This is a genomic window from Neochlamydia sp. EPS4 (assembly GCF_000813665.1).
Taxonomy (GTDB): Bacteria; Chlamydiota; Chlamydiia; order Chlamydiales; family Parachlamydiaceae; genus Neochlamydia.
Genome location: NZ_JSDQ01000058.1, coordinates 12449 through 27371, shown reverse-complemented (window position 1 = coordinate 27371; position 14923 = coordinate 12449). Strand labels below are relative to the sequence as shown.

Genomic DNA, 14923 nt, shown 5'->3' with positions numbered 1-14923 from the left:
CCCCTATTTTCCTTTTTCCTCTTTTTTTTCCTAAACTCCTGAAAATTAGCAAACTTTTTCCTTAATTATCTTTGGCTTCTAGCTTTTTTTGTCTTATAGGCGAAGATAATATCGCTGGCTTAAGAAAAGGGGTTAGGAAAATCAATTAAGTTGAAATAGGCACTTAGAGGGCTTATACTGTGAGGGTTAGTATAGCATATTCCTTTTATCATTCAACTATTATTTGCAGTATCTTTTTTATGCCCACCTAACTTTAACGCGTGCCCTACCAGTGATTAGCAAAATGAAGCGAACTCATTCATAAGCTATCCACTCAACTTTTATATGAATAAGCTCACACTACTTTTCATTTAGCTGTTTGGCGTATATAGCAAGAGCTTTTAATAGCAAAGGAATTTTGCTTGGCCTACTCTTCAAAGCTTTCTAATAGGTATTAACATTTTCTACTCATCTTATCAGCCAGAATCAACAAACGACAGCTACAAGGTTATCCAATCTTTAAGAAAGCCAGATTAGCCTTGATAAAACCTACCGACTTTCTTAGTACCAAGCCAGAGATCAAAAGAACTAGAGTAGTAGGTTAAAAAGCAAGTGAACCATCTAGAACAAAGTAAGAGAGGTGTATTGATGCTTGATGAGACGATGGAAGAAAAGCTCTATCCAAAGGAAAACAACTGTCTAGCGACCTTTTCTCGTCGACAAGGAAGATCAAATATAAGAGGCAAATTACTTGCTAAACCTTATTTGCTAGGAAGAATATATTTTTCCTATCGGTTTTGAAGAGATTAAGAAATAGTGTAATTATGCCAGGTGAAAACAAAGAAAGAAAAAAGGCAGCCATCCATCACTAAAAGCCAACTTTTAGCATACTTTATCCAACAAGTAGTTACAACTCTAAGTTAAGTTTGAGTAGATGCTGGCTGAGCAGGAGTTTGACGCTAAAGACTTTAGTCAACTTATTCATAGTAAACTTAAGAGAGCTGCCTAGAGATGGCATAAAGCCTAATTGATCAATTGCTTTCTCTTAAAGAAGCTAAGGGGAAAAAGGTCGGTGTCAAAATTTTAAACTCTTTACTTTTAAAAGGGAGATAAAAGGATAGCTTAGCCTGGCAAAATTACCCTTCTTTTTCAGCTTTAATCACACAAACCCTAAAAAAACGAAGACGGACCCAAAGATATTTCTTCCATCTGCTATAAGATATAAGCTAATCCTTAAAGCCAATCTGATGACGTCGCTAGAATTCCATCATTCACAAAAGAATAGTAGGAGTGCTTAAGGTAAGCTATAAAGTTGCTGAAATAAATGGTACAAAAGGAAATCTTCAAAGAGTTTGGGAGAATTACTAGCAATTGCTAAGGCTAGCTTGAATAAAGAAATTTCAAAACTTAATGGGGAGGACAAGGAAATAACAAAAGGATAATCATCACTTGAGTTCAAAATCTTTTCGAAAAAAATGGGGGGAGGGGAAGTTTTATCCCTAGTAAGTCCCATCCCTTGATGCAAGTTAGGCAGACCAGAAGCTTTTAATAGAATTAATTAATCTACAAAGCATCGTCTTTTGATAATTTAGGAAGCCCCCTATTTTTAAGCCCTTTAGCTAGAAATTATTATTAAAGCAGCTGCTAACCAAAATGGCCTTTACTTACAAAAGTTTTTCCAACAGCCTCTACCTTTTGTCGCCAATCTGCTGCTTTGAAATATTTATTCAATAAAGGTTTCTTCATCAGCAAGAGACTCTTCTTTAATGTAACCCAGCTGAAATAAAGGGTCCATATTATGGTAAATATATCTACAGAACTCTTGTAATTCATCTTCTAGCTGCCACAGCTTGAGCTCTTTAGCACTTACTCTGCTTAGATCTCGAATACCATGCTCTTCGGGAAACTTCAAATCATACCAAATTTTGGTTACGAGCCGTCCATCTACTTTTGTTCTTGCTTCCACAGCATTATAAATGCTTTCACCAGGTAGGAAAGAAAAATGAATGGCACTGCGCATCATGTTAATGGTGTCTGCAGGAGAAATCCCTATTAATTTTATCGCTCTCCTTAACTCTTCCCGCAAGTTAGTGTCTACAATAGCAGGATCATCTGTATTTAAGTTAACGGCGATGCCTTGTTCTAACAAAGCTTTTAAAGGCACTTCTTCTATTTTAACGCCTGTAGTTGCTTGCACAGTAGTCAGGCATATTTCAACTAGTTTATTTCTTTTTAAAAGTTTTAAATTTTTTATCAGATTTGTTGTATCCGCGATCATCGTTCCATGCCCTATACGCTCGGACACCTTTAAGACACTAGAAAGCTCATCTTTCACATATTTATGTATGCTATCATAATGCGAACTGGCAAATTCAAGAGTATGATAGGTAACTTTAACTGCAGGATAATGCTTACGCAAGGTTTTAATAATAGCTATTTGATCATAAAAATTATTTATTGAATTGGCAGTATTCTGAGGGCCATCCACTGTCAAGCCAACTATTCGTTCTTTTTCATCAGTTGCAATGTATGCCGAGGCTGCCAATGCCCAAGCAAAAAATTCACCTAGCGAGTAATGGCGCATAACTTCAAAGATTAATTTAATAGTAATGGGATTTCTGGCATCAAATACATTCGGCCGCAGTTTAACATTCTGTTTTTTTAATAGAATATTAATCTGCTGATTAATATCTAGTTCGGCTTGATCAAGCTCATCAGTCATCACCTTTTTAAAGGCTTCTACGTATGTCATATTGAGTAAACTTTTCCACTCCTCCTCTAGATTCTCCATCTTTTTCTGTGGATCTTGGCCTACTTTATCTCTATATCTGCCTTGTAGCTTTCTTTTAAACTTGTTTTTTTCGCTATCCGTTAATAAGGCATCTAGAGTATGTTTCGGGTTAATAAGGTATTCAATAAATTGCTCAATTTTATCAATAGGCATCTCTTCGATGTGCTCACATTCATCAGCTTTAATTTGAAGTTCCACCTCTTCAATAAATGTGCTAGGTACAGGCACTACATACAAGCCAAACATGAGTTCATTATAAATAATATTGCTTAGCTCTGCTTGATATAAAATAATCAGAAGTTGTTCACTTAAAGGAATTCTATCTAAGATACTGCCTATCGGTCCAAAGGTTTCATCAAACTTTTTACTAAAAAAATCCTCTTTAAACTTAAAAGATAATTTCTCAGAAAGGGGCTGATTAACCGGAACGCAGCACAGTTGGTGTAAAAATGTACGTAGCGGCATACTATACCGTTCTTCAATTTCTTGCCATGTAAGCCTAGCAGGAGTATTATCGCTCTTTAGCCCATTTTTTGTGGGCGTCTTCTTCCTTCTCCAAGCTTTTTTGGCTTCGTCATAATAGAGGCTATATTTTTTTACTAACTTTTCAAGCTCCCAGGGTGGTATAGCACCCTCTGTGTGCTCATGTAAATTTGCAAAAGGAAAAGGTCCTTCTTTTTTGCTTCTCGCTCCATACATAGACTGAAATGAATACTCTTTCAGATGGTCAGTTAGATGGTCAGTCGTCACTCTTACATTATTATGCAATTCTTCTAGGACCCTATAAACGATTTTATTAACCCTTTCATCGCCTAATAGTAAAACTTCAGAGGGAGAAATATCTTGACGCTGGAGGGGCGAAGGGGGTAGAGATTTGGATCTTATAGATTTGCATTTAGCGGAAGTGCTCGAAGAAATTTTTTTTGGAACGGCATTAAACCTTTCTAAACTGGCAATAAGAGTGCAATCAGGACGCCGTAGATCTTTCATATAACTGTGTAAATCTGCTGCACAACTATAAGTATAATCATAGAAGGAAGAAAACCAACTTGTCATTTATTACTCCATCATACAATTTATAATAAATTTTAGCACACAAACGTTTGAGTTTGAATCTAAAGCAGTAGTTGACCATGGCACAATAGCCACTAATTAAATAATTTGCAATACTATTTTGATGTATGAATCATGGAATAGATTAACCCCCTTTATTAAAAGGGGGTATCTGAAAAGATTAAAAGAGGCTAATTCCATGCTGCAAGAATAGCTAGCAAGAGAAGAGCGACAATATTAACAATTTTTATCATGGGATTAATTGCAGGACCCGCCGTGTCTTTGTAAGGATCGCCGACAGTATCCCCGGTGATAGCAGCATGGTGAGCAAGAGAACCTTTTCCACCATAATTCCCCTCTTCAATTAGCTTCTTAGCATTATCCCATGCACCTCCACCAGAGGTCATAGATAAACCTACGAAAAGACCTGTCACTACTACCCCAAGAAGCATTGCGCCTAGGGTTACGAAGGCTTCATCTTGCCCTGCAACATACAGAATTACAAAATAGACTAGAAAAGGAGCGCATACTGGCAGCAAGGAAGGAATAATCATTTGTTTGATTGCAGCTTTTGTCAGCATGTCGACTGCGCTTCCATAATCCGGACGTGCAGTTCCTTGCATAATTCCTGGGATTTCTTTGAATTGACGGCGTACTTCTACGACTACAGCGCCTGCTGCACGGCCTACAGCCATCATACACAAAGCTCCGAATAGATAGGGAAGAAGGCCGCCGATGAACAAACCTACCACTGTATAAGGATTTTGCAAATGGAAGTTCGCTACATTATCAGGAAAATAGTGAGCCAAGTCTTGTATAAAGGCTGCAAAAAGGACAAGGGCAGCAAAGCCAGCTGAACCTATAGCATAACCTTTTGTTACAGCTTTAGTGGTATTTCCCACAGCATCAAGTGCGTCTGTAGTTTTGCGGATAGATTCTGGTAAATTACTCATTTCTGCAATGCCCCCTGCATTATCTGTTACAGGACCATAGGCATCCAAAGCAACGACCATTCCGGCTAAAGCTAACATACTTGTAGCTGCCACCCCAATCCCAAATAAACCTGCATTCAAGTAAGAGACAAGGATACCAGCACAGATTACAACGACTGGAAGGGCTGTAGCTTCTAAAGAGATAGCTAAGCCTTGGATAACATTCGTGCCATGTCCTGTTGTAGACGCCTCTGCAATACTTTTCACAGGTCTATATTTTGTCAAAGTATAATATTCTGTAATCCACATAAGTAGACCTGTTACCACCAGACCAGTAAGTGCGCAACAAAAAAGATTAAATCCATTAAAGACATGATTATTTGCTTGATAAGCAATATCAAAGCCTAATAGCCAATGAGTCAACCCTGCAATAGCCATGGCAGAAAAGACTGCGGTAGCAAAAAATCCTTTATAAAGAGCTTTCATAATATCATGGGTAGCTCCAAGACGTACGAAAAATGTTCCGAGAATAGAGGCTATTACGCAAACTGCACAAATAGCTAGAGGATAGTACATCATTTTTTCTAAGATAATACCTTGAAAAAACATGCCAGCAAGCAGCATAGTCCCTACGATGGTAACCACATATGTTTCAAAAAGGTCTGCTGCCATTCCTGCGCAATCCCCTACATTATCCCCTACGTTATCAGCAATAACAGCTGGATTACGTGGATCATCTTCCGGAATACCTGCCTCAATTTTTCCTACTAAGTCCGCACCGACATCTGCACCTTTGGTAAAAATTCCTCCTCCTAAGCGAGCAAAAATGGAAATCAAGGAAGCACCAAAACCTAAAGCGACGAGAGACTCAAGAAGTTCGCGAGCAGGAATAGCAGAATTTTTTAAAAAAATGTAATATCCTGCGGTCCCTATTAAACCAAAGCCAACCACCAAAAGACCCGTAATGGCTCCCGATTTGAAGGATACATTTAGGGCTTGCTGAAGACCTTGCTTTGCAGCTTCTGTAGTACGAACATTTGCTCGCACAGAGATATTCATGCCAATATAGCCTGTCAGCCCAGATAAAACAGCTCCAATTAAAAAGCCAACGCTTACATACCAACCCAATAACCAGGTTAAAAGTGCAAATACTACGATTCCCACTAGGCTAATCGTTTGATACTGACGATTTAAATAGGCACGAGCCCCCTCTTGAATAGCTGCTGCTATTTCTTGCATCCTTTCATTGCCTGTGCTTAGGGATAAGACAGAACGTATTGTCAAAATTCCGTAAAACAAGGCTAAAAGGCCGCATACGATTAAAAATCCATCTTCGTATGACAACATTAGTTTTCCTCTTTGATTTTGGTTAATGAAAAAAAATAAAAATAGTAGAGAGAGAGGAATTAGTTCAACAGGAAAAGATAAAACCTATGAAAGATGGATCCTATATCTGTATAGTTAAGATATCTTGCCAGCAGGTAGTATAGCGCGGAGAACAATTTTCTTGCCTAGCTTTCCATGGCTGCTTAATGCCTTCTGCAGCCATTTTTATTACTCGGCGGCCATATTGATGATTTAATTGATCTATTAAATTTATTAAGGTTTGCTCTTTTTTATTGCTAAAATGATTTTCTTCAAAAAGGTCAAGTTGGTAGCCACCTTTTGATACTAGACCTCCCAGAGTCAACCCTGTCTTTTTATATAAAAAACCTTCGCGAAATAGGCGCCTTACTCCTTCCTTAGCATAAGTGATGATTTTGGGTGTATAGTCACTAGGTTGAGGTAAAGTAATTTGCATGTTATTATAGTGATAAGGGGAATGATGATGCTTATTAGTCATCAAAAATACATCTATAAATGAAGCTCGGCTCTGCTGTTTGCGCAATTTCTCAGCCGCTATGGAAACATACGTTGAAATAGCTTCTAACAGCTCATTTAAATCTGAAACAGCTTTGCTAAAAGAGCGTGAACAAGTGATGGATTTTTTAGCTGCAGGAGCTTCTTTTAAGGATAGGCATGATACTCCCCGCAGTTCCCATGCTATTCGTAAACCTGTAACTGAAAGATTTTTTTTTATCCATAGGTCTTCAGAATTTTTAAACTCGCTGGCTGTGTGTATATTTTGGCGATGTAGATAAGAGGAAATTTTCTTTCCAATCCCCCAAATCTCATCAATAGAAAGCTGGCACAGCACCTTTTCGCGCACTTCAAAAGCCTCCATGGAAAAAACATTATGGCAAGCAGAATATCTTTTAGCCATATCATTGGCTATCTTAGCAAGAGTCATGGTAGGCGCTAGGCCAATAGATGTAGGTATGCCTGTATGCTGGAGAATGATGCGCTGAATTTCTCTGCAATAAGCTTCCTTATCTACCGTATCTACTTTTAAAAAAGCCTCATCGATAGAGTATATATCTATTTCGGGTGAAAATTGCTGCAACGTGCGCATCACACGATGAGACATATCACCATATAGGGTATAATTGGATGATAAGACTTTTACATCATATTTCCTAAATAAATCTCTATATTCAAAAGCGGGAGCGCCCATTAGGATTCCTAAAAACTTAGCTTCTTTAGAACGGGCTATAATACACCCATCATTGCTTGAAAGCACTACTACAGGCTTTCCAATCAAACGCGGATTAAAAACTCTCTCACAAGAAACATAAAAATTATTACAATCCACCAAAGCATACATAAATTCACTGCGGTCGGTGAATGACATAAGTAACAACCCCCCATACTTGAAAATCCAGGGCAGCATTTACGTATAAAGTCGAATAGGATGAATTAGCTGAAACTAACTGTATGCCTTGTGGTCCTAATACATAGCGTCTGACCATAAACTCACCGTTTACAATAGCTACTATGATTTTACCACTTAACGGTTCTAGACTTCGGTCCACAACCAGAATATCTCCTGAAAAGACCCCGGCTTCATGCATAGAATCTCCCTGCACCCGTACAAAAAACGTGCTTGCAGGATGCTTGACCAGCAGCTCGTTTAGATCCAAACGCTTTTCTATATAATTTTCTGCTGGTGAAGGAAAACCTGCCGAAACACTGTCTTGGAATAAAGGAATCCATAACTGTTTGGCAACTGAGGAGCTTGGATAAAAAATTTCATCTATCGTCTGTGTTTTCATACAAAACTTCCTAATAAAACTACTTAAACCCTAGAGCATAAAATTTGCTTAGGTTTTTTAAATTTAACCACAACTATATTAAAATAAAGGAACTAATAAAAGCGTTTTTTAGGAATAGAGCCTTCCGGCCCCTGCCCATTACCTTAATTTCTTGTAACTCTATCAATCTTAGTAGACTGACTTTAAAGTTCTAATGAAAGGGATTTTTTATAAGCCAACTAAGAAGCTAAGCAGCCGTTCCTGTAAGACCTTAAAAATTTCACTCTTCTCAAACCCACTCATGCTATCTTTCTAAGCCTTAATGTACCCTCAGAAAATACTGGACGGAGCCAACTTAAGTTATCTAACAAAAACCATTTCTTTTAACTATACCTTATCTAACATCTTTATCTAGCATCTTTTCTTGCGCACGGCATGTTAAACTAAAAATGTTTATAAAAGCCTCTTGCCAAAACGCTATTTTCCCGTATCCATTTCTATCCTTATTATGATTATTCATTCATCCCCAGCTCCTGGAATCCTCCAACAATTTTTAATCACTTTATTTCTAAAAGCTATAGCATAAAAATTGTTTGTGGCTAGCTAGATAATACCTTCCGCAGCTGCTCCTCTTTAGAGGGAAGCCTATCTTCACTTTGGATATCCCCATCCGCTTACTAACTATTTTAAAAGCTTTCTAAAGTTCAACAAAGGTATCTTAGTAAGACCTGAGTAGGCCTAAAGCTTCATGTGGGCTTTAACTTTAGCCTTAATCTAAATACTGCTTGTTTTGTGTGAAGCAAGTAGCTACACTTATCATAAAAAAATTATAGATATCTCGTGAACAATACCGTTTATATTAACTGTGACAATATAAGTAAATCCTTTGGAACTCATCATTTATTTAAGGGCATCTCCGCCGGCATTTTTCAAGGAGATAAAATTGGAATTATCGGGCCTAATGGGGCTGGAAAATCTACCTTTATGAAAATATTGGCTGGTAAAGAAAGTGCCGATGAAGGAACAGTAGCGATTAGACGCAACTTACGGATTGCCTATGTCTCTCAAATGACTTCTTATCCAGATCAATCAATTTATGAAATTCTAAGAGAAACTTTAAGCTATAATGATCCTCATTTACTACCTCATGAAGCAGCCATGCGTATTGAATGTATGATGAGTAAAACAGGATTTCCAGACATCCAGCAAAGTGCTAAACTTTTGTCAGGAGGTTGGAGAAAACGCTTAGATATTGCCAAAGGACTTATTTGCGATCCTCAGCTACTGCTTTTAGATGAGCCTACTAACCATTTGGATCTGGAAGGCATTCAATGGCTTGAAAAATTACTCCAGCAGGAAAATCTAACCTTTATGGTTATAAGCCATGATAGATATTTTTTAGCCAAGATATCGTCTCGCATGTTTGAATTAAATGCCCAATTTCCCAAAGGACTATTTACGGCAGCGGGCAATTATGAAGAATTTCTACTTAGGAGAGAGCAATTTTTAAGTGGCCAGGCACAGTACCAAAAATCTTTATCATCCAAAGTACGTTATGAACAAGAATGGTTGAAGCAATCTCCTAAGGCACGTACCACTAAAGCTCAGGCACGCATTCAGCAGGCAGGCAAGCTAATTGATGAGCTAGTAGATGTTCAAACAAGAAATAAGCAAACACGTTCTCATATTAACTTTACTTCTACTGACCGTTTAACCCAAAAGCTGCTCGTTACCAAAAACCTCTCCAAATCTGTGGATAATAAATTGTTATTTTCTAAGTTAGATCTGACTTTTTCTCCTGGCATGCGTTTAGGGATCATTGGAGCCAATGGAACCGGCAAGACAACATTATTAAAGATGTTTGCAGGAATGATACTGCCGGATTCAGGAACAATTAAATTGGCAGAAGGCTTGCGTATTGTCTATTTTGATCAGCACCGTTCTCAGATGCCCGCCCACCTTACTTTAAGAGAAGCTTTAGCAACCAACGGAGAATATGTAAGTTATCGGGGACAACACATTCATGTCAACTCATGGAGCAAGCGCTTTTTATTTTCTCCTGATCGTTTAGACTTACCTATTAGTCAATTATCTGGTGGAGAAAATGCTCGCATATTGATTGCTCGTTTAATGCTACAGCCGGCAGATATATTATTACTCGATGAACCTACCAATGATTTGGATATACCTACTCTTGAAGTCTTGGAAGAAAGTTTATGTGAATTTACTGGGGCGATAGTTCTTATTACCCACGATCGCTACATGATGGATAAAGTTTGCAATGTGGTTTTAGGATTAGGGTTAAAAGAGCCTATTCAGCTTTTTGCTGACTATTCCCAATGGGAAAAATATAAAGCTAAATTTGATGCTTCCGATAGCCTTAAAAAAGAAAAGCCAGCTGAGAAAGCTCGAGATAAAGCTGAGCATTTAGTACCCAAACTATCCTACAAAGAAAAATATGAATTAGAGCAAATAGAAGCGAGCATCATTAAATACGAGGGACAAGAAAAAAAGCTTCATGAAGATATAGAAAGTGTTTCGGATGCTAACTTGCTACAAAAAAGCTGTAGTGAATTAAATCAGGTGCAAGCAGAGTTGGAAAAACTTTATGAGCGTTGGCAATTTCTTGCCAGTAAACAAACTTGATCAATTTTTTTTCCAGCCAAGCAAGAAACAATTTTATAGATTTTGAAAACACCCACCCCATTTAAGAGGATTTCTTCTTCAGAATCTTGCTCTCCACTTAAAGGCATAGCTCTTAAATAGGCGATTGCATAAAGGGCTGGTTAAAAGTGTGTTACTTTATCCATGCATTTATTGGATAAAGGCTCATGGCCTTGTTCATGATCATGCCTAATCTTAATCGTCTTTTTATTTAGATAGTATGCTAAAAAGCCTTATTACCTACATCATTCTCTTTTTCTTATGAAAATGCCTTAAAGCTAGCTATGTTTTACAAGGAATGATCACCGAATATAGAAAGCAGCTCTTTTGACTTCCAATCAACAAGCCCACAGTTTAGGTGTTTATCTATCTTCTCTTGTTTTTTCATAGATAGTAGGTGAAGTTGTCTCTTTTAAAGCTAATCAATCATTACCCTTTTTTTATAAAAAGGCTAATAAGAGTATTGATAATAGCCACTACCACAGCAAAAGCTAGCGCCGAAAACGCGTCATTCACAAAAAACCCTGGAACTATCCAAGAAGCTAACATAACGCAAAAAGCGGAAACAAATAAGGTGGATAAGCCTAATGTTAAAATTGTAAGAGGAAAAGTTAAAATTAATAAAAAAGGGCGAACAAAAGTATTGATAAGCCCTAATGCTAAAGCGACACCCAAAGCATTTCTAAAATTTGAAAGGCGAATGCCAGGTAAAAGGTTAGCAGTAATAAAGATAGCTATGCTGTTTACAATTAATGAAACAATCTTTTTCATATAAAATCCTTGCTAAATAGTTAGTCCTGCAATATGTAGATGGATGGCTAAGATCTAGCTGCTTAATAAAAACTATTTTCTCATGAACATGAATCATCTGCCTATGTCCGAGAGGATCGTGGTTGTAATTATATGCATACTCTCTTGACATGCTTCATTAAATACTTTATTCATTGCATGCCTAACCCCTTATTTTGGCAGAGATGGCTGATTGTTAACTTAAGCTCGGCTCTTGAGCTGCCGCATTGCCCAATTAACATGCAACATTCATCGTACATAAAAAAAACTTATTAAGCTCTTTTTTTCAGCTGCCCCTGAAAGATAGCAATCAAAAAAGTTTGAGCAAATTTTTGCTAGTCTTCTATAAGCAATTCAAATTTCTAAATCCTTAACCTCAAAAAAGCGATATTATATACTTTTTTCTGAAAATTCTTTATGAAAAGCTACTAAAGCCTCCTCATCTTCTGGACTTATAGGACGGCTTATGTATTGGATATCATCTTTAAACTGAGCTCGCATAACATTACAATAGGGAAAAGAGTGGATAAAAGTATAATTTGCTAAAGCTAAGCGCCATTAGAGCTTTTAGAAAAGAGCTTCTTCTTTTTTCAATTGCCCCTTTTGCTGAATGATTGTTAAAGCTTCTTGAGAAGTTCTAGACATTTCTTTCACTAGGGCTAAAATTAAATTTTCAACCCTCTTTAAAGACAAAGCCATACTTGTTGTTTGATAGATGTTTAAAGCTTATGCTAAAAGAAAAATTTCGCAAGGTGGGATTTATCAGGACTAAATAATAGCCTATGTAGCTCTACTTATTTACTGAAAAATACCCAAAGAGCAAACATGCTTTAACATTTTATTCATGATGTCGCCCCCTTTGTCGAAGAATTGAAAAATCAAGGGATTAGATTAACTTTGAAAAACAATCCTCTCAGAGGAAGGTGGGATTTTAATAGCAAAAGTCGACTAAGTTTAATGATTTTTAAGAAACTAATTTTTCTTAAAACTATAACTTTCGAGAATACGTCCTGCTATCTCACGCAATTCTTGCCACGCTAAACGTACGAGCACGTAACTTAAGATAAAAAACCAACGCATAAGGTGATTGATCTGAACAAAAGAATTGCGAGCAAAAAGATAACTTCGGAAAATTGCTTTAGCAAGACGCATGGGCAATTCTTTAAGCTGCTTACCGATTAAGAAGATGAACTTGTAAAATTTTTGCAAAAACTTAAACAAACCTTTTTTAGAGGCTTCTAGAGCATTGCTCAGCAATTGTTTTGCAAAGCCCGGAATCTTTTTTACTTTTCCTAAAAAAAATTCTAGCATTTGTTGCCTCTTTTGCTTAAACCCGCCTTCTGGATTAAAAAATTGCTTTACAAAGCGAGGAACTATTACTTTAAAAACGTCTTTTACTGAATTAACAATCAGATGTTGGCTAAAGCGCGATGCTTTTAAAGCTGATAGCGTTAAGCTTTGCATAATGCTACTTAAGTGTGTCAAATGGTGGTTTAACTTTGCTCTTCCAGTTTGGAAGAGATTGACACTCCGCTGGATCTGCGGCTTAGCCCATCCAATGAAGGGAAGAGCCGCATTGACTACAGTTAAAGTCATTATTTCTGCATGCTTAGAAATCTTTAGTCCTAAAGTGTGTAGGGTTTCATTGATTCGTTTTAGTTGATGTATTAGGTTATCGTTAAACTTCTGAATTTCCAGACGAGGCTTTTCTACCTGCTTTTTTAAATGCTTCTTAAAGGTATTAAATTTAGCTTTCAAATCATTGATATAAAGATTAAGAGGGCCAGCAAACTCTTCTTTAGCTATTTTCCACATTAATAATGCAAATTCGCGAGCCAGTTCTGCTTGCTTATCACCTCGTTGATAAGTCTTTTGCAAGAGCATTTTTGTAACTGCTTCCGCAGTTTGAATGCTTCTTTGCATGATAGGCAAATAAGGCTGCAATAGACGATAGCCTAAAGCAACCATAGAATGCTTTAAATGTACAAACAAAGCCTGGCTTGTACGTTGGATCCATTGGATGTATTCCGCAGTATGCTTAAAAGCATGCGAAAACAGGTTTTTTATACTGTGGATAACATTTTTGCTAGCTTCATGGCTTTTAAGTGCGTGCCTTAGCTTGTGATGCATCATCTGAAAAGGCTTTAAGGAAAGATGAAATAAAAGGGGGACAGTATTTTCAACGACCCATTTAGGTAATCCGTATAGCAACAAATAAGGGGGTAGAGTGAATGCCAAAAAGATATATTTGCCCGCTCGTGCAACCACTAAAAAATTTTGCATGAATTTGCCAATTTTAGCCGTTGCTTCTCTTTCAAGGCGCAAACGAGAAGATCTTATTGTATCTACGGGCTTTGCCACAGACGCTACCTTTGCCATAGGATTGCGAATCATGGCATAGAGATCATTGCCTGGCGTACACCTTCCTATACTGTCGCGCGCTACAGGACCCTTCATGTATCTTTATATTTTGGTTAGTTAGTAGGAATATCTATGTTATTTAAAATAAATTTTAATTGAATTTTACATTTATTATCAAGTGAAATAATCGTCCATAAACTTTCCCCTGTCTAAATTTTCATTTTACTTGCATCAATTGGCTTAAATCCTTATAATCAGCTTGCTTTATGACTTTAGGAGTATAAAATGGTTCGTATTAGTAAACAAGCAGAAAGACGCAGCAAATCTCATCGCAAGCCTAGCCCTCCTGCTAAAAAAACTGGACCCCGTAAAGAAAATTTGAAAGAGGGATTTAAATCCCACTCAAATGCTTTGGAAGGCGCTATAGCCAAACAAGCTTTTATTCCAAAAATTAAGTAATCTAAGGATCGAGTTATGTCAAGACATCCAAGCTTTGGAAAAGCCAACAAAGGGGCCACCAAACGTAACGTTTTAAAAAGATTTGAAAGAATCGATGTATTAAAAAAATTAGGACGCTGGGATGCGGAAAAGAAAACTCGCATAACAGGTTTACCTAAAACACCGGTTCTTTAAAAAAGTTACGGAGCCCCTACAGGCTCCTGGCTTTCCATCTTTAAAAAAATTTTTCTTCTTCTTGCATTCATTAGGTCTTTGTGTTAACAAGGTAGCTTTTAACCCACTTATTACATTTGTGCAAATACACGTCTACAATAAGCAAAAAAATTTATCTTTTCCCCTGCGCTTAGTCAAAAAAATTGCTGATGCTGTGATTAAGTTAGAAAATCAAAGTTGTGATGAACTATCTATATATTTTGTAACACCTCTCGTAATTTCCCAGCTCCATCAGCAATATTTTAATGACCCCTCGACAACTGACTGTATCTCTTTCCCTATGGATACAAATAATCAGGGAGAAGAGCCGGAGAAATATAGAATTTTAGGAGAAATTTTTGTGTGCCCTCAAACCGCCTTTGAATATGCTAAAAAGCATTCAGGCGATCCTTACGAAGAATGCACTTTATACATTGTGCACGGGCTGCTTCATTTGATGGGATACGAGGATACTGAAAGAAAGAAAAAGCTGATCATGCGAAAAGCGGAAAAAAAACACATGGTTAATTTAAAGAAACTTAATCTATTACTATTACCTAAATAGATAATAA

Annotated in this window: 10 protein-coding genes; 4 read left to right on the top strand and 6 right to left on the bottom strand. The window is 37.2% G+C overall.

Translation table 11 applies throughout. The annotated features are described in order from the left end of the window. Nucleotides 1-1702: 1702 nt before the first annotated feature. The 4 genes from DB42_RS05865 to DB42_RS05850 all read right to left on the bottom strand — a co-directional run bounded on the left by DB42_RS05865 (nt 1703) and on the right by DB42_RS05850 (nt 7907). Nucleotides 1703-3826, bottom strand: a complete 2124-nt coding sequence (locus DB42_RS05865; RefSeq protein ID WP_044882149.1) for a hypothetical protein — start codon at nt 3824-3826, stop codon at nt 1703-1705. Nucleotides 3827-4014: 188 nt separating this feature from the next. Next, nucleotides 4015-6102: a sodium-translocating pyrophosphatase gene (locus tag DB42_RS05860; RefSeq protein ID WP_044882148.1), complete on the bottom strand. Its 2088-nt coding sequence runs from the start codon at nt 6100-6102 to the stop codon at nt 4015-4017. A 100-nt stretch (nt 6103-6202) separates the two neighbouring features. Then, entirely contained in the window at nt 6203-7486 is a 1284-nt protein-coding gene (locus DB42_RS05855) for a Y-family DNA polymerase (RefSeq protein ID WP_044882147.1), read from the bottom strand. After that, nucleotides 7464-7907, bottom strand: coding sequence for a LexA family transcriptional regulator (locus tag DB42_RS05850; RefSeq protein WP_080502755.1), 444 nt, complete (start codon nt 7905-7907; stop codon nt 7464-7466). The genes DB42_RS05855 and DB42_RS05850 overlap by 23 nt, the downstream gene beginning before the upstream one ends. An 819-nt stretch (nt 7908-8726) precedes the next feature. Here DB42_RS05850 and DB42_RS05845 point away from each other — a divergent pair. Continuing rightward, nucleotides 8727-10532 (top strand): ABC-F family ATP-binding cassette domain-containing protein, encoded by a 1806-nt coding sequence (locus DB42_RS05845; RefSeq protein ID WP_044882146.1) that lies wholly within the window; start codon nt 8727-8729, stop codon nt 10530-10532. Between the two features lie 447 nt (nt 10533-10979). Here DB42_RS05845 and DB42_RS05840 read toward each other — a convergent pair whose 3' ends face one another. Both DB42_RS05840 and DB42_RS05835 read right to left on the bottom strand, forming a co-directional pair. Further along, nucleotides 10980-11321 (bottom strand): phage holin family protein, encoded by a 342-nt coding sequence (locus DB42_RS05840; RefSeq protein ID WP_042239565.1) that lies wholly within the window; start codon nt 11319-11321, stop codon nt 10980-10982. 990 nt (nt 11322-12311) lie between these two features. After that, entirely contained in the window at nt 12312-13796 is a 1485-nt protein-coding gene (locus tag DB42_RS05835) for a hypothetical protein (RefSeq protein WP_044882145.1), read from the bottom strand. A 189-nt stretch (nt 13797-13985) separates the two neighbouring features. Here DB42_RS05835 and DB42_RS11460 point away from each other — a divergent pair, with 189 nt between their 5' ends. The 3 genes from DB42_RS11460 to ybeY all read left to right on the top strand — a co-directional run bounded on the left by DB42_RS11460 (nt 13986) and on the right by ybeY (nt 14916). Further along, nucleotides 13986-14159 (top strand): hypothetical protein, encoded by a 174-nt coding sequence (locus DB42_RS11460; protein ID WP_164480475.1) that lies wholly within the window; start codon nt 13986-13988, stop codon nt 14157-14159. Nucleotides 14160-14174: 15 nt separating this feature from the next. Further along, complete coding sequence (locus tag DB42_RS10895) at nt 14175-14333, top strand: small basic protein (protein WP_079979899.1); 159 nt, start codon at nt 14175-14177, stop codon at nt 14331-14333. 118 nt (nt 14334-14451) lie between these two features. Beyond that, on the top strand, nt 14452-14916 hold the full coding sequence (ybeY, locus tag DB42_RS05830; RefSeq protein ID WP_044882144.1) for an rRNA maturation RNase YbeY: 465 nt from the start codon (nt 14452-14454) through the stop codon (nt 14914-14916). Nucleotides 14917-14923 lie beyond the last annotated feature (7 nt).

Bases quoted from the DNA above. Each gene is read 5' to 3' on its own strand.
- DB42_RS10895 (WP_079979899.1), top strand. From the start codon at position 14,175: ATGTCAAGACATCCAAGCTTTGGAAAAGCCAACAAAGGGGCCACCAAA.
- DB42_RS05850 (WP_080502755.1), bottom strand. From the start codon at position 7,907: ATGAAAACACAGACGATAGATGAAATTTTTTATCCAAGCTCCTCAGTT.
- DB42_RS11460 (WP_164480475.1), top strand. From the start codon at position 13,986: ATGGTTCGTATTAGTAAACAAGCAGAAAGACGCAGCAAATCTCATCGC.
- DB42_RS05860 (WP_044882148.1), bottom strand. From the start codon at position 6,102: ATGTTGTCATACGAAGATGGATTTTTAATCGTATGCGGCCTTTTAGCC.
- DB42_RS05840 (WP_042239565.1), bottom strand. From the start codon at position 11,321: ATGAAAAAGATTGTTTCATTAATTGTAAACAGCATAGCTATCTTTATT.
- DB42_RS05855 (WP_044882147.1), bottom strand. From the start codon at position 7,486: ATGTCATTCACCGACCGCAGTGAATTTATGTATGCTTTGGTGGATTGT.
- DB42_RS05835 (WP_044882145.1), bottom strand. From the start codon at position 13,796: ATGAAGGGTCCTGTAGCGCGCGACAGTATAGGAAGGTGTACGCCAGGC.
- DB42_RS05865 (WP_044882149.1), bottom strand. From the start codon at position 3,826: ATGACAAGTTGGTTTTCTTCCTTCTATGATTATACTTATAGTTGTGCA.